At 38.3% G+C, this 24,101-nt stretch carries 17 protein-coding genes and 1 tRNA gene; 4 read left to right on the top strand and 14 right to left on the bottom strand.

What is annotated here, in order from left to right:
• Nucleotides 1-107: 107 nt before the first annotated feature.
• The 4 genes from H4J76_RS10935 to H4J76_RS10920 form a co-directional block, all read right to left on the bottom strand.
• The gene (locus H4J76_RS10935; RefSeq protein WP_182230591.1) at nucleotides 108-752 is read right to left on the bottom strand and encodes an NTP transferase domain-containing protein; all 645 of its coding nucleotides are present in this window, start codon (nucleotides 750-752) and stop codon (nucleotides 108-110) included.
• A gap of 24 nt (nucleotides 753-776) precedes the next feature.
• Nucleotides 777-1,799, bottom strand: a complete 1,023-nt coding sequence (locus H4J76_RS10930; protein WP_182230590.1) for an XdhC family protein — start codon at nucleotides 1,797-1,799, stop codon at nucleotides 777-779.
• A gap of 90 nt (nucleotides 1,800-1,889) precedes the next feature.
• On the bottom strand, nucleotides 1,890-4,067 hold the full coding sequence (locus tag H4J76_RS10925; protein ID WP_182230589.1) for a xanthine dehydrogenase family protein molybdopterin-binding subunit: 2,178 nt from the start codon (nucleotides 4,065-4,067) through the stop codon (nucleotides 1,890-1,892).
• Nucleotide 4,068: 1 nt separating this feature from the next.
• A complete protein-coding gene (locus tag H4J76_RS10920) occupies nucleotides 4,069-4,536 on the bottom strand; it encodes a (2Fe-2S)-binding protein (RefSeq protein WP_259364808.1) in 468 nt (155 codons plus the stop codon).
• Between the two features lie 211 nt (nucleotides 4,537-4,747).
• Here H4J76_RS10920 and H4J76_RS10915 point away from each other — a divergent pair, with 211 nt between their 5' ends.
• Nucleotides 4,748-5,731, top strand: a complete 984-nt coding sequence (locus tag H4J76_RS10915; RefSeq protein ID WP_182215377.1) for an ABC transporter substrate-binding protein — start codon at nucleotides 4,748-4,750, stop codon at nucleotides 5,729-5,731.
• 5 nt (nucleotides 5,732-5,736) lie between these two features.
• Complete coding sequence (locus H4J76_RS10910) at nucleotides 5,737-8,142, top strand: ATP-binding protein (RefSeq protein ID WP_182221447.1); 2,406 nt, start codon at nucleotides 5,737-5,739, stop codon at nucleotides 8,140-8,142.
• A 75-nt stretch (nucleotides 8,143-8,217) separates the two neighbouring features.
• Here the strand turns inward: H4J76_RS10910 and H4J76_RS10905 are convergent, their stop codons facing one another.
• The 3 genes from H4J76_RS10905 to H4J76_RS10895 all read right to left on the bottom strand — a co-directional run bounded on the left by H4J76_RS10905 (nucleotide 8,218) and on the right by H4J76_RS10895 (nucleotide 14,167).
• On the bottom strand, nucleotides 8,218-9,255 hold the full coding sequence (locus H4J76_RS10905) for a GGDEF domain-containing protein (RefSeq protein WP_259377138.1): 1,038 nt from the start codon (nucleotides 9,253-9,255) through the stop codon (nucleotides 8,218-8,220).
• A 117-nt stretch (nucleotides 9,256-9,372) separates the two neighbouring features.
• Complete coding sequence (locus tag H4J76_RS10900; RefSeq protein ID WP_182215380.1) at nucleotides 9,373-11,382, bottom strand: tetratricopeptide repeat-containing sulfotransferase family protein; 2,010 nt, start codon at nucleotides 11,380-11,382, stop codon at nucleotides 9,373-9,375.
• 130 nt (nucleotides 11,383-11,512) lie between these two features.
• A complete protein-coding gene (locus H4J76_RS10895; RefSeq protein ID WP_182230588.1) occupies nucleotides 11,513-14,167 on the bottom strand; it encodes a TonB-dependent receptor in 2,655 nt (884 codons plus the stop codon).
• Between the two features lie 255 nt (nucleotides 14,168-14,422).
• Here H4J76_RS10895 and H4J76_RS10890 point away from each other — a divergent pair, with 255 nt between their 5' ends.
• Nucleotides 14,423-16,378 (top strand): choline BCCT transporter BetT, encoded by a 1,956-nt coding sequence (locus H4J76_RS10890; RefSeq protein ID WP_182215383.1) that lies wholly within the window; start codon nucleotides 14,423-14,425, stop codon nucleotides 16,376-16,378.
• A gap of 32 nt (nucleotides 16,379-16,410) precedes the next feature.
• Here H4J76_RS10890 and H4J76_RS10885 read toward each other — a convergent pair whose 3' ends face one another.
• Together H4J76_RS10885 and H4J76_RS10880 are read right to left on the bottom strand one after the other, a co-directional pair.
• Nucleotides 16,411-16,917, bottom strand: coding sequence for a MarR family winged helix-turn-helix transcriptional regulator (locus H4J76_RS10885; protein WP_182230587.1), 507 nt, complete (start codon nucleotides 16,915-16,917; stop codon nucleotides 16,411-16,413).
• 295 nt (nucleotides 16,918-17,212) lie between these two features.
• A tRNA-His gene (locus tag H4J76_RS10880) sits at nucleotides 17,213-17,288 on the bottom strand.
• Nucleotides 17,289-17,522: 234 nt separating this feature from the next.
• Here H4J76_RS10880 and H4J76_RS10875 point away from each other — a divergent pair.
• A complete protein-coding gene (locus H4J76_RS10875) occupies nucleotides 17,523-18,080 on the top strand; it encodes a DUF1285 domain-containing protein (RefSeq protein WP_182180442.1) in 558 nt (185 codons plus the stop codon).
• A 49-nt stretch (nucleotides 18,081-18,129) separates the two neighbouring features.
• On the opposite strand, the gene hemN is transcribed toward H4J76_RS10875, so the two are convergent.
• The 5 genes from hemN to H4J76_RS10850 form a co-directional block, all read right to left on the bottom strand.
• Nucleotides 18,130-19,500 (bottom strand): oxygen-independent coproporphyrinogen III oxidase, encoded by a 1,371-nt coding sequence (hemN, locus tag H4J76_RS10870; protein ID WP_182215385.1) that lies wholly within the window; start codon nucleotides 19,498-19,500, stop codon nucleotides 18,130-18,132.
• 168 nt (nucleotides 19,501-19,668) lie between these two features.
• Nucleotides 19,669-20,160: a DUF2489 domain-containing protein gene (locus tag H4J76_RS10865; RefSeq protein ID WP_182221451.1), complete on the bottom strand. Its 492-nt coding sequence runs from the start codon at nucleotides 20,158-20,160 to the stop codon at nucleotides 19,669-19,671.
• Nucleotides 20,161-20,169: 9 nt separating this feature from the next.
• Entirely contained in the window at nucleotides 20,170-20,757 is a 588-nt protein-coding gene (gene yihI / locus H4J76_RS10860; protein WP_182221452.1) for a Der GTPase-activating protein YihI, read from the bottom strand.
• 773 nt (nucleotides 20,758-21,530) lie between these two features.
• Nucleotides 21,531-22,055 carry a VOC family protein gene (locus tag H4J76_RS10855; protein WP_070375174.1) on the bottom strand — a complete coding sequence of 175 codons (525 nt, stop codon included), beginning with the start codon at nucleotides 22,053-22,055 and terminating at the stop codon, nucleotides 21,531-21,533.
• Nucleotides 22,056-22,181: 126 nt separating this feature from the next.
• Nucleotides 22,182-23,999 (bottom strand): M61 family metallopeptidase, encoded by a 1,818-nt coding sequence (locus H4J76_RS10850; protein WP_182230586.1) that lies wholly within the window; start codon nucleotides 23,997-23,999, stop codon nucleotides 22,182-22,184.
• Nucleotides 24,000-24,101: the final 102 nt, after the last annotated feature.

The following is a 24,101-nucleotide window of genomic DNA, read 5'->3' as shown; positions in this document are numbered from 1 at the left end:
TACTCTAAACTAACCAATAGATGAGTTTATTAAAACAGCAAAGCGTTAAATTGTCGAAAAATTAGGCTTCTATAATGTAAGAGGTTGTGTTTTAAATATTAGAACGTTTATGTATTGCTATACCAATCAGCCAAATCTTGCTGGGTATCGATATCTTTTTCGGTATGAGGAAGGTTTACTGTTTGAAGGTTTTCTTTATTAGTATATAAAACGGACTTAGCGCCTTTATCACCCTTTAAGAGCATTAAGTCGGTAAAATAAACTGAGGGGAAAATAGCTGGTGGCATGAATTCTTGCCCTGCTTTTGCACAAACTAACGTGTTTGGTAACGCTAAAGACTGTTTTATTAATGCGATATAGTCATCTGCAGTTAAAGCAACTTGATCAGCCAATGCTATCAAAATATGGCTGATGCTACTTTCATCATCCTGTGCATCATTTAGCATGTGTTCAACAGACTGTGCAATAGTATGCCCTAAGCCTAAATGTGCGGCTTCGCAATAATATAAGAGGTCGGGGTCGTCTAATAATTCGCTTATTTTTTGATGATAACGCCCTGTGGCGACACGAATATTTTTGTTACTGATATTCAGTGTCTTAAGTGCTAAAAACAGTTGTTGTAAAGCATGCTCGAGTAAAGTTATTGACGTTTCTTGTCGCTGTACTTTTGCGAGTACCTTGATACCGTTAAAGCGTTCACTTTTACCTGCCGCCAGTAGCACTATTTTCAAGTTATAATCGGGGCGTTTCATGGTGTTATTGTTCGATGGCGACGACTAAAGTACATGGCTAATCGACTGAGCACTTTTGTTAAATAGGCTGGCATGGCACTCGGCAAGTATCGATAAGGCTATGCTCTCAGGCAAGGTTCCACCGATTTCAAGACCCGCAGGGCCGGCGAATGTAAACGATAAAGATTGCTCGACAACTTCAGCCTGAGTAATAACTTGCTGTTTTCTATTGTTTGGACCAAGCAAAGCTAAATATTGAATATTGGTGTTAGCTAAAGCCTTTAACGCCGCGGCATCAATCGAGACATTATGGCTCATCAATATGGCGGCGTTAACATCTTTTTCTGCAGCAAAGGTGGTCAGTACTTCGGCTTCGCCTTTTATAATATGGCTAACATTTGAAAAATATTCTTTTCGAGCATTGGCGGGACGTGGATCCCACAACGATACTTTCCAACCTAACTGTTCAGCCATATTGACCAGCGGACGTGCGTCAATACCTCCGCCAACAACAAGCAGATGAGATTCGGGTACAATCGGGGTTGCTAACCAGTTTGTTTTGTCATCGTTATTTAAGGGGGAGGGAATTAATGTCGCTGTTGCCGCTATATTCGTGACTTTTTTCGCTTCGAAATAAGCTTGCGCATCATTGCCTTGCTCGACAATACTTTGATAAAGGTAGCCAGAAATACGATGCTTAAGTGCGTCGTAAACTTGCGCCAATGATAAATAGTCATTAGCGGCATGGACTTGCTGCAACATTATATAAATCGTGCCGCCACAACCAATACCCAGATGAAAAGATAAATCATCTTCGTCAGTTCCATCATAGCAAACCAACATTGACTTGTTTGTTTGCATAACTTTTCTGGCATTAACACCGATATCTGACTCTAAACAGCCACCACTTAGCATACCTAATTGATCACCTTGGCTACTAAATAACATCATAGCTCCGGGTTTTCGGTAACACGGGCCTTCGGTCTGGTAAATAGTAGCAAGTACCCAATCAGCGTTATCTCGATGCGGGTACCATTGCGCTAATAAGTGCGATAAATGATTGCTCATAGGAAAAAGTCCTTGCTGAGCAATACGTGTTGTTGCTCGAAATTGCTACAACAATATAAAAAAATTAACAATAAAACGTTCATTTAATCCTTACACTGACATCGGTTTAAAAGGTAAATCTCTATAGCGCTTACCTGAAGCGGCAAAGACAGCATTGCTTAATGCGGGTGCAAAAGGAGCAACACCGGGTTCGCCTAATCCTGTTGGGCTTTCATCTGAATCAGGAATATGAACCCTAACATTTGGCATATCGGTAATACGCATAACGGGGTAATCATGAAAATTTGAATTAACCACGGCACCTTCTCTAAAGGTTATCTCGGTGCTTAATGCTAATGACATGCCCATAACAACGGCGCCTTCCATTTGCGCTGTTGCGCCATCAAGGTTAAGTACTTGGCCACAATCTATCGCACAGTCTACATTTAATACTTTAATATCATCACCGTTGACTTCAACATGTACTGCCATGGCAACAAAGCTTTGAAAACTATAGTGCACCGCTAAACCAATAGCTTGGCCTTTTGGTAGTGATTTACGGTTCTCCCAGCCTGATTTCTCAGCAGCAATGGCGAGAATATCTTTAGCTCGTTTGACGTTTGCTTGCTGTTCTTTATTTTTATTGTTATCAAAAAGTTGATTAACAAAAGACAAAGGATCTTTATTTGCTTTGTACGCTAATTCGTCGGCAAAGGTACTAAAAGCAAAACCATAGAAAATAGCATAAACTGCCCGGTACCAACCAATACGCGTATGAGCTTTGGCATCGCCTGATTCGACACGACAATTCTCAATACCAAATAAATGATTAGTAATATCTTCTAAACTATTCGCCGGTGTTCTAACTAACGAAGGGTCAAATAAGGTTGATATTGACGGAAAGGCGGCGCGATGTAACCAACCGGTCACGTTTCCTTGGTCGTCCATAGATGCTTCAATGTGTTGGGCATTTATCGAGTGATAATAGCCCGTACGCATATCTTCTTCGCGGGTCCACGTTAGCTGAATTGGCACACCAGTCTTTTCTGAAATAACAGCGGCTTCATGAACGTAGTCACACTTAAATTTACGACCAAAAGCACCACCGGCCATTGCTACATGCACCACGATATCTTTTGGCTCGCGTGTTAAGTATTGCCCTAATACTTTTTGAATATCGGCAGGGCTTTGTGTTGACGCCCATACTTCACAGGAGTCTTTTTGCACCCATACGACACTCGCATTAGGCTCCATCGGTGCATGTGAAAGATGTCCTCCGGTATAAGTGGCTGACATTTTATGTTTTGCTGCACCAAACGCTTTTTCAATATCACCACGTTCAGCGGCTAACGTTGCTGGTTTTTCAACATTTTTAACCAGTTGCTGTTTATATTCTTTGGTGTCGTAAATAGCATTTTCGCCTAAATCCCAAGTTATTTTTAACTTTTTCACCGCTTGTTGTGCCGTCCAGCTATTGTCAGCCACTACGGCAACACCGCCAATAGAACCAAACGGGATGTTAAAACGTGGAATTTCGATAACGTCAATAACACCTTTCATTTTCAAAACCTCGGTTTTATCAAGGCTTTTTAAGGCGCCGCCTAAAACAGGACAATGGATCATGGCCGCATATTTTAAGCCGGGTAGTTTAGTATCGACACCATAAATACGTTTACCGACCACCACTGCTGCCTGATCATGACGAGGTAATTCTTTACCTATGTAATTAAAATCACTTTTCTTTTTAAGCACAGGTTTTTCAGGTATCGGCATATTGGCAGCAATACTTGCTAATTCACCATAAGCGAGTTTTTGTTGATTAGTTTTATTAATAACAAAATGTGCTTGAGCAAAGCAGTTTTCAGGAGAGGTTTTCCACACTTTTGCTGCTGCGGCAATTAACATCGCTTTTGCTGTCGCTCCAGCTTCACGCATAGGCTGGTACATTACGCGGATACTCGCTGAGCCACCTGTTGCTTGCGGACCATATTTTTCGTCGGCGTCACCTTGCTTTACCGTAACACGCTGCCAATCAGCTTCCATTTCATCAGCGACAGCAGAAGGCAGGGCAGTACTAATACCTTGGCCCATTTCGCAGCGGCCACAATAGATAATAGTATCGCCATTTTCAGCCAGGTGAATAAAAGCGTTAAGTCCATCACCACTGTCTTTGATAATGCCCTTTTCTGCTAAGGCATTCATCGGTAAAGCAACACTTATCATTAAACCACCGGTGGCTAGACCGGCTGTTTTTAAAAAATTACGACGGCTTACGTTTGAAATGGTCATACTAAACCTCCTTACTTAACGTGTCAGCAGCTTCAACGATGGCTTTTTTAATGCGTTGGTAGGTACCGCAACGACAAATATTACCTTGCATTGCCGTATCAATTTCAGCTTCAGTGGGGGAAGCATTAACCGCTAACAAGCTCGCCGCATTCATAATTTGTCCGGCCTGACAATATCCACATTGGGGAACATTATTATTTAACCAAGCTTTTTGTAACGGGTGGTCACCCTTTTCGGATAGTCCTTCAATGGTGGTGATTTTTTTATCAACCAAGGTACTTACTGGAGTAATACATGAACGTATGGCTTGGCCATCAACGTGAACGGTACAAGCACCACACAAACCACTACCACAGCCGAATTTGGTGCCAGTGAACTCCAAGTTGTCTCGAAGAAACCATAAAAGTGGCATATCACCATCTACCGTAATTTCATGGGCTTTTCCGTTGATTATCATCGACTGTTTCATAAGTACTATCCTATTTTTGTGTGATCCTAGATTAGCTTGATATGGCCCATTACACAAAAGTAAAATCGGCAAACAATCAAATATCTACGACCAAAGACAGATTGTGCTGTTATCAGCGCTAAAAGTCAGGTTTTCACATAATTATTGTCTATAATTTATTGAAAACCTGTCTATAGTTAGTGCAATATTAAAACAAAACTCTAAGGCTCACATGTGTAGCAAGAAAAAACTAATACTGTTGTTATTCATTATTTTTAACCTACTGACGTTTACTTCCTCACAAGCGCAGACCCTTCGTAATGACGAACCGATAAAAATTGTCTTAAACGATTGGACAAGTCAGTTGGTTTTATCTCATATTACAGCCGAATTATTCGAGGGCATGGGCTACTCTGTTATTTTTTCAAAAAAAACCACAGGTGCTCAATGGGGGGCACTGCAACGTGGCTTAGCACATGTACAAATGGAAGTGTGGCAAGGCACCATGGAGAAAATGTATACCCGCATGATAGATGAAGGTGGCATTATCGATGCAGGTTCTCATGATGCGAAAACGCGTGAAGAATGGTGGTTCCCTGACTATGTGCTAGACCTCTGTCCGGGCTTACCCTCTTGGCGAGCGTTAAATAGTTGTGCGCACTTATTTGAAACTAAAGAAACCTCACCGAGGGGACGCTATCTTGGAGGACCTTGGGAGAAACCCGATGGGGCGAAAATAAGAGCACTAGACCTTAAATTTAAAGTAGTTACTGCTAACAATAGTGATGAGCTTTGGGAAATACTCGATAAAGCGATACGTAATAAGCAACCCATAGTGTTATTTAATTGGACACCTAATTGGATTGAAGCAAAATATAAAGGTCAATTTGTTGAGTTTCCACGCTACCACTCTGACTGTGAAACAAAACCTGAATGGGGCGAAAATAAGAATTTTTTGCACGATTGCGGAAATCCTACCGATGGTTGGTTAAAAAAAGTCGCTTGGCATGAAATGCCAATAAAATGGCCGTGCGCATTCGAAACACTCACTAAAATTAACTTTAGTAACGCAATGTTAGCTAAGTTGGCGTACGAAGTAGATGTAAACAAATTGACCTATCAAGAAGCCGCAACACAATGGCTGGCAGACAATCAACAGCTTTGGCAGTCTTGGATTTCACCATCGTGCCAAATAACAAATAAAATAACAGGTTAATTCGAGTGAAAAAAAATAAAATTTCAATTAATCATTCCATTGGTTTTACTCTACTACGTGGTGTTTTTTCTATTTATATTATTGTCGCGATTGTTGTCACTTTGACACATATGACAATAGAATATTTCAATGTAAAACAAATGATTAAAAATGATCTCGTGCTTTATCAATCCACTTACGAGCAGCCTTTATCTGATGCTCTGTGGGATCTTGACGAAGACCGCATAAACACCATCATCGATGGCGTTATTAAACTGCCTTCGATAACATCGGTGCAGATATTTGATACAAACAATAATATTATTGCTCAACGAACAAGTGACGTTCATCTTGCTTCTAACGAAATCATTGCGGTTGATTTTTTAATCGATCATTATTTTGATATTGAATATCGTCGTGAAGACGAAAATTCATTGGTGGGTGTTGGCGTATTCTATTCAGATAGAGATGTCATACTGAGCAAGTTAAGTACTGGCTTTACGCTAATCATTATTAACTCAATTATCAAAACGCTGGCGCTTTGGGGGATATTTCTTTGGTTAGTAAGACCCATGTTAATTAAACCCCTTGAAGAATTTAGCCATGCTGTAGAAAAATTAAATGTTGATGATTTAGACGACTTTAAGTTGAAAATAGACTCTCCTAAACGAAATGAATTACATGTACTTGCCGATAGTTTTAATCAAATGGCTTTTCGCCTTAACGGTTCACTTCAAGAGATAAAAGCAAGTGCCTTTGCACTTAATCATGCAAATAATTACCTAGAACAATTACTGTTAAGTGCCCAAGAAATGATGCAGGTAAATGACAAAGAAGCGTTATTTAAGCAGTATGTACAGTTTTTACACAAAGGTGTCGACACCTTGCAATCTAGTCAGTTAACGATTACTTATTTGAATCGGATCACTAAAAGTGCCAATGAATTTACTCATGTAAATTATCAATTAAGCGCTGAAGTGATAAAAGGCCATTCATTACTTCATTTTATTAAATGTAGTGAAGAGACCACTGATCAACTGCCTGTAAAATATCAAGCGTTAGCAGCAAAGGCCTTTATGGTGAGAAATGAGATGTCGTCTGAGCTTGTTGTTCCCTTAATGTCAAAAAACCAGCTATTGGGTGTCGTCACACTAGGCTTATTAAAAGAAACCCCACTATCTTTGGCTGATCACTCATATATAGAAACCTTGACTCAACTTTTGGTGCTAATTTTTACTCAGCTTGATAATCAACAATATTTGGAATTTCAAGTAAAAAAACGTACCTTGGAACTTGAACGTTCATATCAAGAAATTGAACAAAAAGCGTCAGAATTAGAAAGGGTAAGTAATTATAAATCACAGTTTCTAGCAAACATGAGTCACGAAATACGTACTCCAATGAATGGTATCTTTGGCTCGCTGCAGATTTTACAAAACTCTGTCGACAATGAAGAATCACATGAGATTATTTTAACCGGATTGTCATCTTGTAAAAGCTTGTTAACCATTTTGAATGATATTTTGGATTTTTCTAAAATTGAGGCAGGCAAAGTAGAGTTTGAGGCCAATTCTTTTGACTTAAAGGAACTGCTCAACAATCTTTATAATGAATTTAAACCGATAGCGGTCGAAAACTCAATCACATTAGCATTGAATTTTGATGATCATTTTCATCAATATTGGCTAGGTGATGTAACGAGAGTAAAGCAGGTCTTGATTAATATTATCTCTAATGCACTTAAGTTTACTCATCAAGGTAGCGTAAATATTAATATTAGTGGCTCACAAGAAGTCGTTATTAAGGTGATCGACACGGGCATAGGCATGTCTGAATATGCATTGAACAGTATTTTTGACCGTTTTGAACAAGCGGATAAGTCGACGACCAGAAAATACGGTGGCACCGGTTTAGGTGTTAATATCGCTTTGAATTTAGCTAAAATGATGGGGGGTAATATAGAGGTACAAAGCAAGCTAGGTGAAGGGAGTTGTTTCGTTATTTCTTTACCTTTGACTCGAACAAATAAACAGAAAATATTGAAAGAAAAAGCACTTTTGGCGACACCGCAATTAAAAAATATCACTATTTTACTTGCCGAGGATACTGCCATTAATCGCACCATATTTAATAAGTTAATGGCGCCAACCAGTGCCAATATATTAATGGCGAAAAACGGCGCTGAATGTATCGAGCTGTTTAAAACTCATCATCCTAAGGTTATCTTTATGGATATTCAAATGCCGGTAATGGATGGTGTTGAAGCCTGTAAAATTATTAGAGCAAGCTCTAATATTCCGATCGTTGCGATAACGGCAAATGTTATGAGTGAAGATGTTGAGTTATACAAAGAGATAGGCTTTGATCGCGTGCTAAGTAAACCTGTACAACTACAAGAGCTTTACGAGGCTTGTACTAAATACATTGTATGATGGGCATATTTCGATTTTAAGCTATGCTGAGCAGGCGCTATAATCCCTTGATTATCTTGTGATAAAACAGCAAATTTAAAACTTTGGAAAAATTTGATTTCTGCCAGCATTTTTCGCTTGGTAAAGCTGCTTATCGGCACAGTTGATCATTTCATCAATGGTTTGGTTGTCTTTGAATTGCTCAATGCCCATACTCATCCTGACATTAATCTCATGGCCTTCATAATGAACAATATGGTGTTGGAGTTTTTCTTGGATTTTTTCTGCTAAAACATGGGCACTTTTGGCTTGGGTTTGCGGTAAAATAAATAAAAACTCTTCTCCACCCCAACGAGCAATACAATCTTGCTCCCTCATACCATTGGTAAATATTTTTGCCAACTCAATTAATACTGCATCACCCGCATTATGACCGTACTTATCATTAATTTTTTTAAAGTGGTCAATGTCACATAAAATAATAGATAAAGATTCTTTACTTCGAATGACACGTGCTTGTTCTCGTTTTAACAGAGTAAGCGCAGCACGGCGATTAGATAATTGGGTTAGGGGATCTAAATGCGCCAAGCGTTGATATTTTTCACTTAGTTTTAAGGTGTGCTGATAAGATTGATCTCTTGAATATTCATATAGAGCAGAAAGAAAAGTCACGGTTAAAAAAGAGTATAATAAGCGTAATTTAAATTCAGTACTGTAGGCAGTATGAGGAATGATTTCCGTAGGTATACTCATGATTGCAATAGATATTATGACAAAGAACATAATCTCTATCAGACCACGTTTTAGGCCATGAACAAATACTGAGACAGGAGCAACAATAAATACCCATAATGGACCTGTATTCTCAACGCCACCAGTATATATAAGGTAAAACATTAATATATATAAAGAATACAGAATAATTGCAGAACTTAATTTAATGTTGTTAAATTTTTTGTGGGCATAATAACCGATGAAATAAATCAAGCTGGCGATGAATAACGATATCGCTAAAACAAAGTTTTTGTTAAAAAGACCAACAATTCCCATAACAGCCGTTATCGACATACCTACTAATGCAAATAATGAAATGACATGAGGTTGATGAAATTTTTCGTTATCAAAGTGGTTCATTTTAGCTTATTCTCACAAAATCCTTTTTAGCGAAGGTGTTATTTCGCTGTTTATTTGTTCACTATAACAGTTTGTATAATGGTTTTAAATATTTACTAATCTCTTAATAACAACCGTTTATTCGATGTTTAATACTTTTTTTAATGGTGCTAAGTAAGGTTCAAAGTGACGCCATTGCTCGGTAGCACTTTTATAAATCGGCTGACGGACTTGCTCAGAGCTTGGCGTTTTAATGGTGCGTTTGGTTTTATGAAAATCAACACAAGATTGTTCAAAGCTTAAGCCACAAAAATCAAGTATTCTTCTGACCTGCTTTTCTAAGTCATCAACAACATCTTCGTGATTAACCGTTAAAACAAATCCCGGCAGTACTTGCTGCCAATGAGCCATTAATTTCAGATAAGCCTGGTAGTAACGGCCAATGTCTTCAAGGCGGTAACTAAAATCTTGTCCTTCGGCAAATAATTGCTTAAAACCACTAAAGCAACAAGCCATTGGTTGGCGTCTTGCGTCAATAATTTTAGCGTTTGGCAGTATTAATTTAATCAAACCTATGTGTAAAAAATTGTTAGGCATTTTATCAATAAAAAGAGGGGCCTGTTCACGATAGACTCGTGTTTCATCAATAAATTGTTGACCGAAGCGTTTAAAATATGTCGGATTAATTTCAGCTAAATTTTTGGGGTATTGGCTTTCTTTATGGCTTTCCTGCTCATTTTTATTATTCTCGCGCCCGCGTAACCTCGACGCTAAGCCTAAAATGTTGTGCAGTTCCATCGTGCCATCAACTTGACTGTGTGAAGCCAGTATTTGTTCAAGCAGGGTTGAACCTGCACGGGGTAAACCAACAATAAAAATAGGATCAGGTGAGTTAAGGCCTAAATTGCGACGAACTTCAAATAACTCGTGGGTACAGTATTTTATTTGTTCAGCGACTTGTTGTTCTATTTTATTAATGTCAAAGCCATTGCTAGCATGCTGTAATTCATTACCTTGCTGATAAGCTTCAAAGGCTTGCTGATAGTCTTCTCTGTCTTCAAAGGCTTTACCAGTAGCAAAATGTAATTGCACTTTGTCGGTTATCGCCAAATTCTCATCCGTACGCTGGTGTTGCATTTTGGTGATTTCTTCATCACTAAAGCGGTAGGTTTTCGTATTGGCTAAACTCCAAAATGCATCACCGTAGCTGGGGTTTAATTGATAAGCTTTTTGGTAAGCAGTAACCGCTTTTTTGATATCGCCTTGAGCTTTTAGCGCATGACCAAGTTGTAAATAGAAACCGGGGATCTTGCTATCTTGTCTGATGGCTTGCTCAAACAAAGTTATAGCTTGTTCTATTTTACCTAAGCCGGTCAACGTATTGGCTTTGGCGATCTTATAGCTAAGATTGTCTGGTTGTGTCAGTAGTAATGTTTCAACCTGCTGCTCTGCGGCTTTATATTTTCCTAAACGGATAAGAAGGTTTAGATATTGAGAGCGTGCATGAATATGATCAGGGGCTAATTCAAGGGCGCTAGCCAGCAAAAATTCAGCATCGTCATAAACTTTTAGCTCCATACCTATTTCAGCAAGTAGGCACATGCCATCGACATGACGCTTGTTGTTCTGTAAAAAATGTCGACAAATTTGCTCTGCCTTTAATAATTTCCCTTCATACATTAATTCGGTAACTGCCAGTAATGCCGGCGGTAATTTTTTCAATTTTTCGAGATGGTTAGCTGCCTTTTGCACTTGTTCTTGTTGACTGTCTTGTCGATAAAGTTGAATTAGCTCATGCCAACTACCCACTAAACTTGGATTAAGTTGTACGGCCTTTTCAAAGGATAATTTAGCTTGCTTAACCTTGTTTAAGGCTAAATGCGTATAACCTTGTTCTTGATTTGCTCGGCTGTGCAGGGCATCAAGTTTAAGTAACGCGTTAATACTGGTGAGTGCTTGGGTAAACTCTTTGCTATAGCGCTGGGCAATAGCCATTAAATACCATAATTCAATGTGGTCTTGCTGTTCGGTGACTTGTTGTTGCAGTGCTTTACTTTGTGCAATCGCTTCGCTAAATTTTGCCGTTTGGATTAAGGTTTGAATCGATTTTAAGTGTGTTTCAATCGGGGGGACAGTTGTGTTGTTCAACGATTTTGCTCCAAGGCAGTTTAACAAGTGGTCTTGCTCTGATGAGATACTCTATCAATAAAAAGCCGCTTGATACAAAGTTCAAGCGGCTTTATTTAGTTTTTAGTTAAAAGTTAATTAACATTAACGCTTAATAAAAATCATACGAGAATCTAAAACCTACAGTACGAGGTCTGTTAGAAACAACTTTTGGCGTATATTGTTGTGTATCTACGTATAGAATGGCACTTTTATCAGTTAAGTTATCGATAAAAAATTCTGCTTTCCATTCGTCGTTAGTCACACCAAAGCTTAAGTTGGCCAAAATGTAACTATCTTGAATGTAACGGCCACCGGCAAAGGTTTCTCCGTTACTACTTTGATAGTTAACACCTTTATAGACATCAGCTTCTTTTTGAATACTTAAACCTGAACCTGTGCCATAAACTAAATTAGTCGCATCTTCGACCATGTAAGCATCCATCGCCATACCCGCAAGTCTTTCGCCGGTATAACTGATTGAACCGTTAATATAACCGGTTAAATCGCCAGAGATATTATAGTAATATTCTGCTTGTAGGTTGCCTGAAAATTTAGCTGAATAAGGTAATCTACTACCAACACTTGGTGCAATGCCATCAAGTACGTCATTAACTGATGTTAATTCAGTATCAATTAAGCTGAACGCGCCCGAGATAACTAAGTTGTCAGTCACTACCCAGCTAAAATCACCATCAATACCTTTGATCTCTGCATCACCTACGTTATCAGTAAATACTAAGAAACTGATATTGGTTGGGTCATAGCGTGAGGTCTGTAGATCAGATATTTTTGAATAATAAGCTGTGGCATTAAAGCGTAGTGATTGGTCAAATAAGGTTGATTTAAAACCAACTTCAATGTTATCTAAGCTATCGGTAGTTGAGTATACGGGTATACGGAAGCCTTCAAAAGCGCCTTCTTGGTTTGCAGCAGAACCACCACCTACACGGTTAGTAACCGGCGGTCTAAAACCTTCTGAATATGAGGCAAAGACCATCACATCGTCCGTTACTTTCCAATCAACAGAGGCTTTGATAATCGTATCATCTACGGTTAATTTACCACTATTATCAAGTAAACTTGTGTCTAACTGACCGCTAGCAATAGCTTCTTTAATGGCCGTTGCTTCTTCTTCACCAAAAAATTCGTTTAAGGCAGCGTCACTTCCGTCACCAAAGGCACGTAATCGACCACTAACATCAGCGGTTGTTGTCGACCCTTTATAAATGTCATCAATTTGATACCAACGGGCACCAAAACTTGCGGTAACTGTGTCGGTTATGTCATAAGCAAACTGACCAAATACCGCGACTTGATCTATCGTGTGGGTAACATCATTAACAAAGCTGACTTCAGCAGGGAAAGGCCCACCATTACTGTTAATACCTTCACTACCAACAAGAGTTCTTTGTAAATCAGGAAAAAGTTCAGTATTGGCTATTTTAAATTGACCCACTGATGATACTTCTTGCGTGTCATAAAAAACACCAGCCGTAACACGCCAGTCTTTATCAGCAGGCGTATTGAAACGTAGCTCATGAGTCATACGAGAGGTACTAGTTTCTTCTTTGTAATACTTAGTTGGGTCAAGACACTCTTGTGCTTCAGGTGCACTTGCATAGTTACAAACATAATAAGCTGAAAATTGACCACCATTGGTATAGCCGGTGTAATCAATCGTTGAATTAATATCTCTGTCTAAGTAACCACCAGTATAAACGATATCAAGTTGCTCAAGGCGACCTTCTAGTGTCCAGGTGGTTAAACCAAAATCATCATTATTATTTTCTGGTACAAAACGGTTTGTTGATGTTTGACCTTCAAGATTTGGATCATAAGAAAACACACCTTCAGTATCGAGAGACTGTTGAGTGTGTTGAACTAAAAGGTTCCATTCGTCATTGATCAAGTATGAGGCACCAAAACGTGCACCAGCATAATTAGCAGTGTTAAAGTCGTCTTCTACTAAAGCATCGTTTTGTGGTGCGGTAGTTGGAGTATTTTCTGGATCAGCTAGTTTAGCAAAATTAGCTGAAATTCTATCAATAACTACTGCACTACCGTTGTAACCACCTTGACCAGGGACATTGCGAATATTATCTATCCAACCGCCTTGGTGATCATTGTAAGTAGCAACACGAACAGCAAGTGAATCTGTTAAAGACATATTGAAATAAGCTTCAACAGAATTACTTAAGTCCCCACCTTTTGTGGTACTTGTGCTGGTATCAAAACCGGCAGAAAAACCATCATGGTTTGGTTTTTTGGTAATCAAGCGAACTGTGCCCGATTGCGAGCTAGCACCAAAAAGTGTGCCTTGTGGCCCAGGTAAAACTTCTATACGTTCAACATCAGTCGCGTATACATCTAAGTTACGTCCTTGCATAGAAACGGGTTGTTCGTCTAAGTAAAAAGCAACTGACGGTTGCAATGCCTGTACTGACGAGACAGATATGTTTGTTTGTGCGGTAGCTGCACCACGGATATATATTTCATTTTGTCCAGGGCCAGTGCCCTGAAAAACAACATTAGGTAAAAATTCTACATATTCGTCAAAATTTGACACCCCAAGTTTTTCTAAACTAGCACCCGTTAAGGCGGTAACGGTAACAGGAACATCTTGAATAGACTCTGTGCGTTTAGTTGCAGTAACTTCAATAACTTCTATCGTTGCTTTTTGTTGCTTTGTGACTTCTTCAGCAGAGAGAGCGCTCGATGCAGCTAGTGCTGTAAGCACAGCATAATGCAACTTAGTGAATTTCATATTAAGTATCCCTTGGTGTTTAATTATGTTTTGAGTTGATATTATTAGAGTTCTAACTATATTTATTCGCGTATAGCTTAACAAAAAATAGGACTTATAGATAATTTTTACAAATCTTTATATATTAGTTGGTGTATTTGTGTTTCTAATAGAGCATTTGTTCCTCTTTAAATTTTCTTGTGTTGTATACAGAATTGTTTACAGCATGGCTTAAGTCGATATAATATCAATACTAATTAAAATCAGGGGAAGAATTTGCCTACAACCGTTAAGAGTCAATTAAACAAGAAGGTATTTGGCAGTGCCTCCGCTATTATTATTGCCTTGTTAGTTTATACCGCTGCACTACCTCAACAGGCGCAAAGTTTATTCACACTTATTCAAACGAGTATTATTGAAAATGGTAGTTGGTTCTATGTACTGACTGTCGCATTCATCTTCTTTTTTGTTATCTTTTTAGGCGTTTCTCGTTATGGCGATATTCGCTTAGGTCCAGATCATTCAACACCTGACTACACCTTAGTCTCTTGGCTGTCGATGCTCTTTGCTGCTGGAATGGGCATTGGCTTAATGTTTTTTGGTGTCGCAGAACCCTTAATGCACTATTTGTCACCACCAACAGCAGAAACAGGTACGGTTGAAGCCGTGCAAGAAGCAATGAAAATGACATTTTTTCATTGGGGACTTCATGCCTGGGCTATCTATGCCATTGTTGCCTTAGTATTAGCCTATTTTAGTTATCGTCATAATTTACCATTAACGTTACGCTCTGCGCTATATCCTTTGATTGGAGACAGAATATATAAATGGCCAGGACATTTGGTCGACATTTTTGCTGTGGTGAGTACGGTCTTTGGTGTTGCTACTTCGCTGGGCTTAGGTGCCTCACAAGTTAATGCGGGTTTTGGTTATTTATTCGGTATTGAAGTCTCAGTCACTAATCAAATAATTATTATGTTTGGTATCACGTCACTTGCGGTTATATCAGTTGCCACAGGGCTAGATAAGGGCATTAAAATACTTTCTGAAACCAACATGGTTTTAGCGGTGATCTTGTTATTTTTGATTTTTGTGCTCGGCCCAACAGTCTTTTTATTACAAGCCTATTTACAAAATATTGGTGATTATTTAGCGGATATTGTTCATAACACCTTTAATTTATTCGCTTACAAAAAGACTGACTGGATAGGTGGCTGGACAATCTTCTATTGGGGCTGGTGGTTGGCGTGGGCACCTTTTGTGGGTTTGTTTATTGCCAGAATTTCACGTGGCCGTACTATCAGAGAATTCATTATCGGCGTTATGCTAATACCCACGGTCTTCACTTTATTTTGGATGACTATTTTTGGTAATAGTGCGATTGATTTGGTTTATAATCAAGGCATTGTCGAATTAGGAGAGATGGTCAGTAAAGACTCATCCGTTGCCTTGTTTGTCTTTCTTGAAAACTTTCCATTATCTTCGGTGTTGTCATTCTTTAGTGTCTTAATGATTGTGATATTTTTTGTCACCTCCTGTGATTCAGGCGCTATGGTCGTTGATATGCTTTGCTCGCATGGCAAAAATGATACGCCGCTATGGCAACGTGTTTATTGGGCGGTAGGTATTGGTATCGTTGCGGCAATATTATTATTGGCTGGTGGTCTTAATGCCCTCCAAACCATGACTATTGCCAGTGCTCTACCTTTTACTATCGTATTATTACTAGCCATTGCAGGCTTGATTAAATCGTTAAGAGTTGAAGCTTTTAAGCAGGATAGTCAGCTAATCACAGCAATACCTCACTCAGGTAATGAGAATAGTGATAGTTGGCAAATGCGCTTGAAGAATGTTGTCGATTTCCCCAACAAAGCTAATGTCAGTAAGTTTGTTACGCAGACAGTCGTTCCAGCATTTGATTCCGTCGCTAAAGAGCTACAAGCTAATCAAATCAATGTTGAAATCTCACACGACGATGGGCTGACGTTAATTGTTGACCATGGTGAAGCACAAGAGTTTGTTTATCGGGTGTTAGCTCGTAAGTACTCTCAACCTGATTATGTTATTGAAGCCAATGAAGCGGAAGATGAGCAAAGTTATTATCGTGCTGAAGTTCACTTGGGCGAAGGTGGTCAAGACTATGACATTATGGGCTGGTCGAAAACGGCAGTGATCAATAATATTATTGATCAATACCACAAGCATTTGCATTTCTTACATTTGTTACGTTAATAGACAACAGCTCGGGTTAAACCGAGCTGTATTTACTTATTAGATGCGTCAGCTTTACTACTGCTGCTGCTGGCGCTCATCGCATCAAGCTCTAATAACGGAGCCGCATCTATTTCATTTGCATCCATCATTCCAGCCAATCGTTCCATAGATGAAAGCAACTGTGATTGCTCCCACTGCGCTAAATTCGAAAATTTATCAATAAAATGCTCTTGCAATGCTTGGGGGGCATTGAGTAAAAGTGCTTTACCATCCTCGGTTAAATATAAGCTCACTCTACGTTTATCTTGGGTACTACGTATTCTTGAAACTAAGCCTTTATTCTCTAGCCTGTCCAAAATATTGGTCACGGTAGCAGCACTTAAATTAACATTTTTGGCTACTTGGCTTGAATTTATACCAGAAACTTTATCTATTTCTAGCATAATTAATAATTGTGGACTGGTTAAACCCGAAGTTTTATTAAGGTGTTTTGAATGTAAATCGATTGCCCTGATGACTTTCCTTAAGGCAATTAATAATTGTTGATGTTTTTCCATTACAGTGTGCTTCTTACTTTAATTACTATTAGTTTAATCAAAAAAAACAGCAACACCTAGACAAATTACCTAAATAGGCGTTATTAGATGGTTTTAAAGAGAAATTTAGAAAAACCCTATAACTAAAGGGACTTGAACCCACAGTAAGCGAAAATGGAATCACTGATGGATGTGTGTTTTCTTTGAGATAAACTTATAAAGAATGGGGTAGGCTAAAGGGACTTGAACCCACGGTAAGCGAAAATGGAATCACTGATGGTTTTATTTAATGTGTTATAGGTGTCTTTATAAAGAATGGGGTGGCTAAAGGGACTTGAACCCTCGACAACCGGAATCACAATCCGGGGCTCTACCAACTGAGCTATAGCCACCACTGATATTACTTGAAGCGCCCAGTGATAAGGCGCGGAGAGTATATTGTATTTTTAAGCAGATTGACAAGGAAAATTTTTGCTTTTAAGCGTTTTATGGGCAACATTCAGCTTAACTGTACTTTTTGCTGATTATTAACTTAATTTTAGATGCTGTTTTACTAATGTCTCCTCATACTGTATTTTTACCTTAGGTCTTAAAATTACTATCCAGCGGATAATTTGGCGGTATAAATGTCACTAGACAAAATTTCTGAACAATTAAATAAGCTAACACCAGGTAACACTAAAAAATTACCACCGATAGAATCATGGAACCCACCGTATTGTGGCGAAATTGATCTACAGGTCAAAGGTAATGGCGACTGGTTTTATGGCGGCACAATATTTAAACGGTTATCGTTAGTTAAACTTTTTGCTTCGGTTTTATTAAGAGAAGTCGCTGGTGATCGCGACGAGTACTTTTTAGTGACACCCGCTGAAAAAGTTAAGATTATCGTTGAAGACGCCCCTTTTGTATTAACGCAATGGGCTTGGCAAGATGATAACAAATCAATAATGACGGTTAGTACCAATGTAGATGACGAGTTCGTGCTTGATGAAACTCATCCGTTAACGATGAATGCTAACGGCGAATTATATGTATTAGTGCGTCGTAATTTATTGGCAAAAGTTCACCGTAATGTTTATTACCAATGGGCCGATTTAGCACAAGAAGAGGTTACAGAAAAAGGCGTTGAATTAATTTTTTCAAGTGCTGACCACAAGTTTAGTTTAGGAAAAATTGATTAAATTTCTCACCTTTATAGTTATTTATTATTTATAAAGGTGAGAGTTCCGCTTAAATTACCCGCGAGAAGCGCTGTTGGTTAACGTGTTGTTTCATGTAAGCATCAAAACTCATACAAATATTACGAATCAACAAGCGTGCCTTCTGATCTACTTTAATAAAATCAGCAGTATTTTCAACCAAACCATCACTGATAAATGTTTTCAGTAGCGGTAAATCTTCAGCAAAATATTCTGCAAAATCGATATCGTACTTTTTACTGATCTGATGTTTATCAATATATAAATTACACATTAATTCACGAATAACTTCGCCACGGATCACGTCATCTGTTGATAAGCTAACCCCTTTCACTTGTGCATTTTTTCTAGTATCTATCGCTTTATAATAGGCTTGCAATTCTTTAATATTTTGACTGAAAGAAGTACCGATATTACTAATAGAAGAAACACCTAATCCTAACAAGTCACAACCACCCTTTGTAGTATATCCTTGGAAATTACGGTGCAGGGAACCCTCTTTTTGTGCAATAGAAAGTTCGTCATTAGGTTTAGCAAAGTGATCCATACCAATGAAATCGTAGCCAAATCCACAAAGCTTTTCGATGGCAAGTTTCATTAAGGCAAATTTTTCTTGCACGCTGGGTAACCATTCGTCACGTAATTTACGTTGGGCAGCAAATCGGTTTGGAATATGTGCATAGCTAAACAATGAAATACGGTCGACATCCATCTCATGAGCTTTGTTAAGCGTTTTTGTAAAGGTTTCTATAGTTTGGTGAGGCAAACCATAGATCAAGTCGATATTAATTGATTTGAAGCCCACTGCCTTTGCATGGGCAATAAAGTCGCTAATAAATTCGGTTGATTGCACACGATTAATTGTTTCTTGTACTTTTTTGTCAATGTCTTGTACGCCAATACTTAGACGATTAAAACCTAAATCAAAGAGGTGTTCGGCAAGGTTCATTTCAATTTCACGCGGATCAATTTCTATACTCATTTCTACATGTTCAGCAAAAGTGAATTTTTCTTTTAATAAAGAGACTAATTTTGTGATTTGGATATGGGTTAAAAAGCTGGGTGTGCCGCCACCCCAATGGAGTTGTTTAACGGTGTAGTCAGTAAAAAATTCAGCTCGTGAACTAATTTCTTCCGCTAAAAACTCTAAGTAGGTATCGGCCTTGTCACGGTGGCGGGTAATTACTTTATTACAGCCACAGTAGTAGCAAAGGCTATGGCAAAAGGGAATATGTACATACAAGGACAATTCACGGTTGGGTGAATCTTTCACTGCTTGGATGAAATCTTGTTCAGAAAATTCATCATGAAATTCTAAAGCCGTTGGATAAGAGGTATATCTAGGTCCACTGGTATTATATTTAGACAGTAATTTAGGGTCAAAAAATTGATTTGCTTGCATGGTTGGTTACCGAGTTAGCCATTACTTATATACGCGTTATCAATCAAAATATAGATTGAATGGTAACGGGTATATGCTAAGCAACAGTTTAACAATGCAAACATTAACAATATTGATCGAGCGCAACAAAGCGTTATTAACTTAGTAAAAAGTTAACTTGGTAAAAAATTAACTTGCTAGGGCACTCATACGTTCTTGGGCATATTGATGCAAAGAGATAACGTCAATATTTATCTGTGCGGATAAATCGCTCTCCGCTTTCATACGTTCAAAATCAAGTTTCATACGCTCATTTTTGGCAAGTTTCTTTCTTGCATCAAGAATAGGCATATGTTTAATTTTATCATAAAGTTCAAAGACTGCAGGAAACTCTGCTGACAAACCACTGCTCAACTTTAAAGAATCGAGCAATACACTCAATCGCCAACAACCCTCAGCGATATCACATTGCTCTTCTTTCATTGCGTGGGCAATAATCACAACACTACTAAGGATCTTACTATCGTGCTTTGCTAAGGCAATTTTTTTATCTTGCTCTGCCTGTTTTATTTTAGCTGTTTGCGCTTTTAGCTGGCTTAATAAATTCACCGCATAAAAAGCAAGCGCAGCAATAATAATTACTCCGCCAACTACTATATAAATCCAAGGAGTTGAAAACATGATAAAGCCTTATTCGAATTTTGACAGGTCGCTGTTGTCAAATTTATCCCAAAGATCATCACCTGATTTTGCTTTGCTAGCCGTTTCAGGTGATTCGTCGTCGTCATCTTCATCTTCTATGCCGAGTATCTCACGTAGCTGTTGATGACGTTCCATTTTTTCATTGAAATAATCAACATCTTCGTTACTTAGCGAAATATCTTCATCTTGCTGGGCAAGGATACTTTGCAAGCGGCTATCTTCTTCAATAGCGAAGAGTTCTTGTTGCAATGAGGTATCAGCTTCAACAACACGAATAGCAGCAATTGGAGAGTTATCTGCTTTTACTTTGTTTTTGGCTTTAAAAGGTTGCACCGCCGCTGTTACCGGTCCGCCAAGATCTATTGGTTTTTTACTACCAATGCGCGGATCTTTCTTTTCTGTAGGTAAGTGAGATTCTTTACCTGCATCAAAAGCTTCTTTTTGTCGGTTGCCGGCTTGCTTTCCTGTTTTCTTCTTTGGTTTTCTATCAACAGGAACTAGGGCTTTTTTCTTATCATCTTTTACTGCGCCGATAGGACCATTGCCTTGTTTTCTAGATTTTTTGGTACGAGACATAAAATAATTTCGTTTTTAAATTCAATGGTTCTATTTTACGTTATATTGTAGGAAACAGCGATAGTGTTTTTCATGATTAATTTTCAGACATAAAAAAACGATGAACAAGTCATCGTTTTCATCAAACTTTAAGTGGTTATCCTAACCTATTAGCAATTCCGTTTATAAGCTTTAACGTATTATTATTTTTTATGTTGCGTTAAATACTCGGTTCATTTTTTATCGGTCATCCTGACACTTTATTGGGTTGTCCTTATCGGTCTATTGACCTAAATATTAACAATCATCCTGATATTAACTTAATCATCCGTATTCTTTAAAAGTAACCTCTCATAAGAGAAGGTTAAGGCTTTCCGTGCAATTCAATCCATTTTGTTATTTGGCTACAAAGTAGCTGGACAATACTTTACCTTAGTTTATAAATGTCGCAAGTTATAAATATACATTTATTTACAATTCATTGAGTGTGAAAGGTTAACTTATTGTTTTTAAAGTCTATTTATTTGTTCAAAAGTTAATGAATGGTAAAAATATGTTTTCTCTATGGTTAATGTCTTACATAAATAATCACAAATAGAGTACATTGTTACGCTCGCTTTATATACGAAACTCTTCGTTTTATGTACTAATGTCCTATTTCGTTCAGTTAATGATAGAAATTTGTTGTGATTTTTAGGTTATACCATGTGCGCAATAAACTAAGCTAAATAGAAATAATAGCTTAGTTTTATTTATTGGATATTGTTTGACCATTAACGAGGGGCAAAATAGTTTTATTCGTGTAACCAAGCCGCGTGTTTTGGTGCAACTTTAGTAACAGCCCACTCTTCAATCATTAAAGGAGCAACCCTTTTTAATTCTTTCATTTGTTCAACTGTACCGGTATTCGCTGCTAATTCTAAGCGATGACCACTCGGGTCAAAGAAATAAATTGATTTAAATACACCATGATGAACTGGGCCTAATACATCAACACCTTTACTTTGTAACTCTTCTTTTGCGGCGACAAGTGCATCAACATCTTCAACTTCTAATGCGATGTGCTGTACCCATGTTGGTGTGTTTTCATCTCGGCCCATGGTTGGAGAATTAGGAATTTCAAAAAAGGCTAAAACATTACCCATGCCCGCGTCTAAAAATATGTGCATATAAGGGTCTGGTGCCTTAGTCGACGGTACCTCATTTTCAGCAATGGCTACCGTTAGCTCCATGTTCAAATGTTCTTTGTACCAATCAACAGTAACTTTTGCATCAGTACAACGATAAGCGACGTGGTGAATTCGTTTCATTTTGATCATTTTAAACCCTTAATATTCTAGTTTTGAAAGCAATAAGGTTATTTTTGCACAAAGTAACTTTTGTTACTAGTTTGTGGGTTTTTAATTACACTAGCGTTTTACTTTTTTGTGGCAAAAAATTTACAGTTAATTTTTACAGCGCCATTTTTTGCTAAGCGTGCTGTCCACTTCTGTAATAGCGATGGCCGCCAGTGGTGAATCAATAAAAACAATGTGACCGGTCATTAACTGATCATCACGAAAATAGTGGCAGGTTAGCTCAGTATTTTCTGGTAAATGATCAGCCAGTTGCTGCAACGATATTTCAGTCACTTTGATATTATTTACGGCAAGTAAAATATCGTTAACTGCCAAGCCGGCTTCAGCTGCAGGAGAGTTTTCAATAACCTGAGTAATCTTCACGCCTGAAGGTAGCGCGCTATATTGTGCACCGATATAAGGAGAATAAGCGTTATTGTCAGTAGTCTCTAAGCTATTAAACTTCTTGAACTTTTGAGCAGTAAAGGCAATACCTACTTGCTTAAGTAACGGGGCTAATTCAATACGTTGAGCATTGTTAAGTAAGGCTTGAAAAGCCACTGTAATATCGTCATTACAGAGAATATTGGCAATGTTTATAAAGTCTTCCTCACAGGTACCAATATTTGTTCTACCAAAATGTATCCATAATTCACGCATTAATGTGTCTAAGCTGTAGACACCTGCTGACTTTTCTCTAATCGTTAAATCTAGCCAGAGTGCAATTAAAGCGCCCTTAGTATAATAACTAACAATATTATTTACGCCATCTGGTCCTTGTTGATAAAACTTGGTCCAAGTATCAAAGCTGGAGTCGCTGACACTTTGTTTTAATTCCCCTTTACCCCGGTATACTCGGGTAGCTGTCTTAGATAATTGCAGTAAATAGTCTTCAAAACTGATCAATCCACTGCGAAACAATGAAAAATCATCATAATAAGACGTGATGCCTTCATAGGCCCACAATTGTCTCGTGTGAACTTCGTGCTGTAAATTGTAGGGAATAAATTCTTTCGGTTTAATGCGGCATACATTCCAAGCGTGAAAGTATTCATGTGAACATAAGCTGAGAAAAGTTTGATAATTTTCAGACGTTTCATCAGGTCTATTAGGGTTGGGTAAATCAAAGCGACTGGCTTGTAAAATTGTCGAGTTTTTATGTTCAAGCCCACCAAAACCGCTGCCTAACAAATGGGTAATAAACCAGTACTCTTTAAAAGGGACCTCACCAAATAAGTTAATATGATGCTGGCAAAGCTTAGCTATATCTCTTTTTAGGCGCTCCCGATCACCAAAATGTTGGCTAGTAAAGACTAAGTGATGGGTAACACCTTCGACAACAAATTCAAAAGCATCAAAGTGACCAATGGCAACAGGACAATCGATAAGTTCTTGATAGTTTTTAGCAATATAATGACCTAATTGATATTTATCAGTGCCTGTAGCGCGTGTTAAACCCGTGGCAACTCGCCAACTATTTAACTGTGGCGACGATTTAGTCGTTAATTCTTGTGGTAATGCAATAGTTAACTGACAGCGTTCATCTGGCAATTCTTGCACTTGTAAAAAAGTTGAACTGCCATTAAAAAAGCCACGTTCACTGTCTAAGTAAGCGGTGCGTACCGATAAATCAAAAGCGAATACTTGATAACATATTGAGGTAGTGACACTTGTTGCGGTAAATTGCCAAGTTTGTTTATCGGTTTTATTCAGCGCAATTGTCTCAGTATTTTGAGCTGCTTTTTGATCGCTGTTATAAGCGCTAATTTCCGTAATATTTTTTGCGAAGTCACGGATCATATAGCTACCCGGTAACCAAGCGGGTAGCGATAAATGGTAAGTCTTATCCACTTGTGTGGCAAAAGAAAGCGTAACCAAAAATAAATGACTGTTTAGATTTTGAGGCGTTATTTGGTAGTGGATCATCGGAAAAGACAACTAATTAAGACAAAAGGTTATGGCTTAATGTAGCAGAAATAGTGAATGAAAACAGTAAAGCACCCAGCGTATTGGGTGCTTTACTCGTTA

This window comes from Colwellia sp. BRX9-1 (genome assembly GCF_014077195.1).
Lineage (GTDB): Bacteria > Pseudomonadota > Gammaproteobacteria > Enterobacterales > Alteromonadaceae > Colwellia_A.
This window is presented reverse-complemented; position numbering and strand designations above follow the sequence as displayed.

Bases quoted from the DNA above. Each gene is read 5' to 3' on its own strand.
- H4J76_RS10935 (WP_182230591.1), bottom strand. From the start codon at position 752: ATGAAACGCCCCGATTATAACTTGAAAATAGTGCTACTGGCGGCAGGT.
- H4J76_RS10930 (WP_182230590.1), bottom strand. From the start codon at position 1,799: ATGAGCAATCATTTATCGCACTTATTAGCGCAATGGTACCCGCATCGA.
- H4J76_RS10925 (WP_182230589.1), bottom strand. From the start codon at position 4,067: ATGACCATTTCAAACGTAAGCCGTCGTAATTTTTTAAAAACAGCCGGT.
- H4J76_RS10920 (WP_259364808.1), bottom strand. From the start codon at position 4,536: ATGAAACAGTCGATGATAATCAACGGAAAAGCCCATGAAATTACGGTA.
- H4J76_RS10915 (WP_182215377.1), top strand. From the start codon at position 4,748: ATGTGTAGCAAGAAAAAACTAATACTGTTGTTATTCATTATTTTTAAC.
- H4J76_RS10905 (WP_259377138.1), bottom strand. From the start codon at position 9,255: ATGAACCACTTTGATAACGAAAAATTTCATCAACCTCATGTCATTTCA.
- H4J76_RS10895 (WP_182230588.1), bottom strand. From the start codon at position 14,167: ATGAAATTCACTAAGTTGCATTATGCTGTGCTTACAGCACTAGCTGCA.
- H4J76_RS10885 (WP_182230587.1), bottom strand. From the start codon at position 16,917: ATGGAAAAACATCAACAATTATTAATTGCCTTAAGGAAAGTCATCAGG.
- H4J76_RS10875 (WP_182180442.1), top strand. From the start codon at position 17,523: ATGTCACTAGACAAAATTTCTGAACAATTAAATAAGCTAACACCAGGT.
- hemN (WP_182215385.1), bottom strand. From the start codon at position 19,500: ATGCAAGCAAATCAATTTTTTGACCCTAAATTACTGTCTAAATATAAT.
- H4J76_RS10865 (WP_182221451.1), bottom strand. From the start codon at position 20,160: ATGTTTTCAACTCCTTGGATTTATATAGTAGTTGGCGGAGTAATTATT.
- yihI (WP_182221452.1), bottom strand. From the start codon at position 20,757: ATGTCTCGTACCAAAAAATCTAGAAAACAAGGCAATGGTCCTATCGGC.
- H4J76_RS10855 (WP_070375174.1), bottom strand. From the start codon at position 22,055: ATGATCAAAATGAAACGAATTCACCACGTCGCTTATCGTTGTACTGAT.
- H4J76_RS10850 (WP_182230586.1), bottom strand. From the start codon at position 23,999: ATGATCCACTACCAAATAACGCCTCAAAATCTAAACAGTCATTTATTT.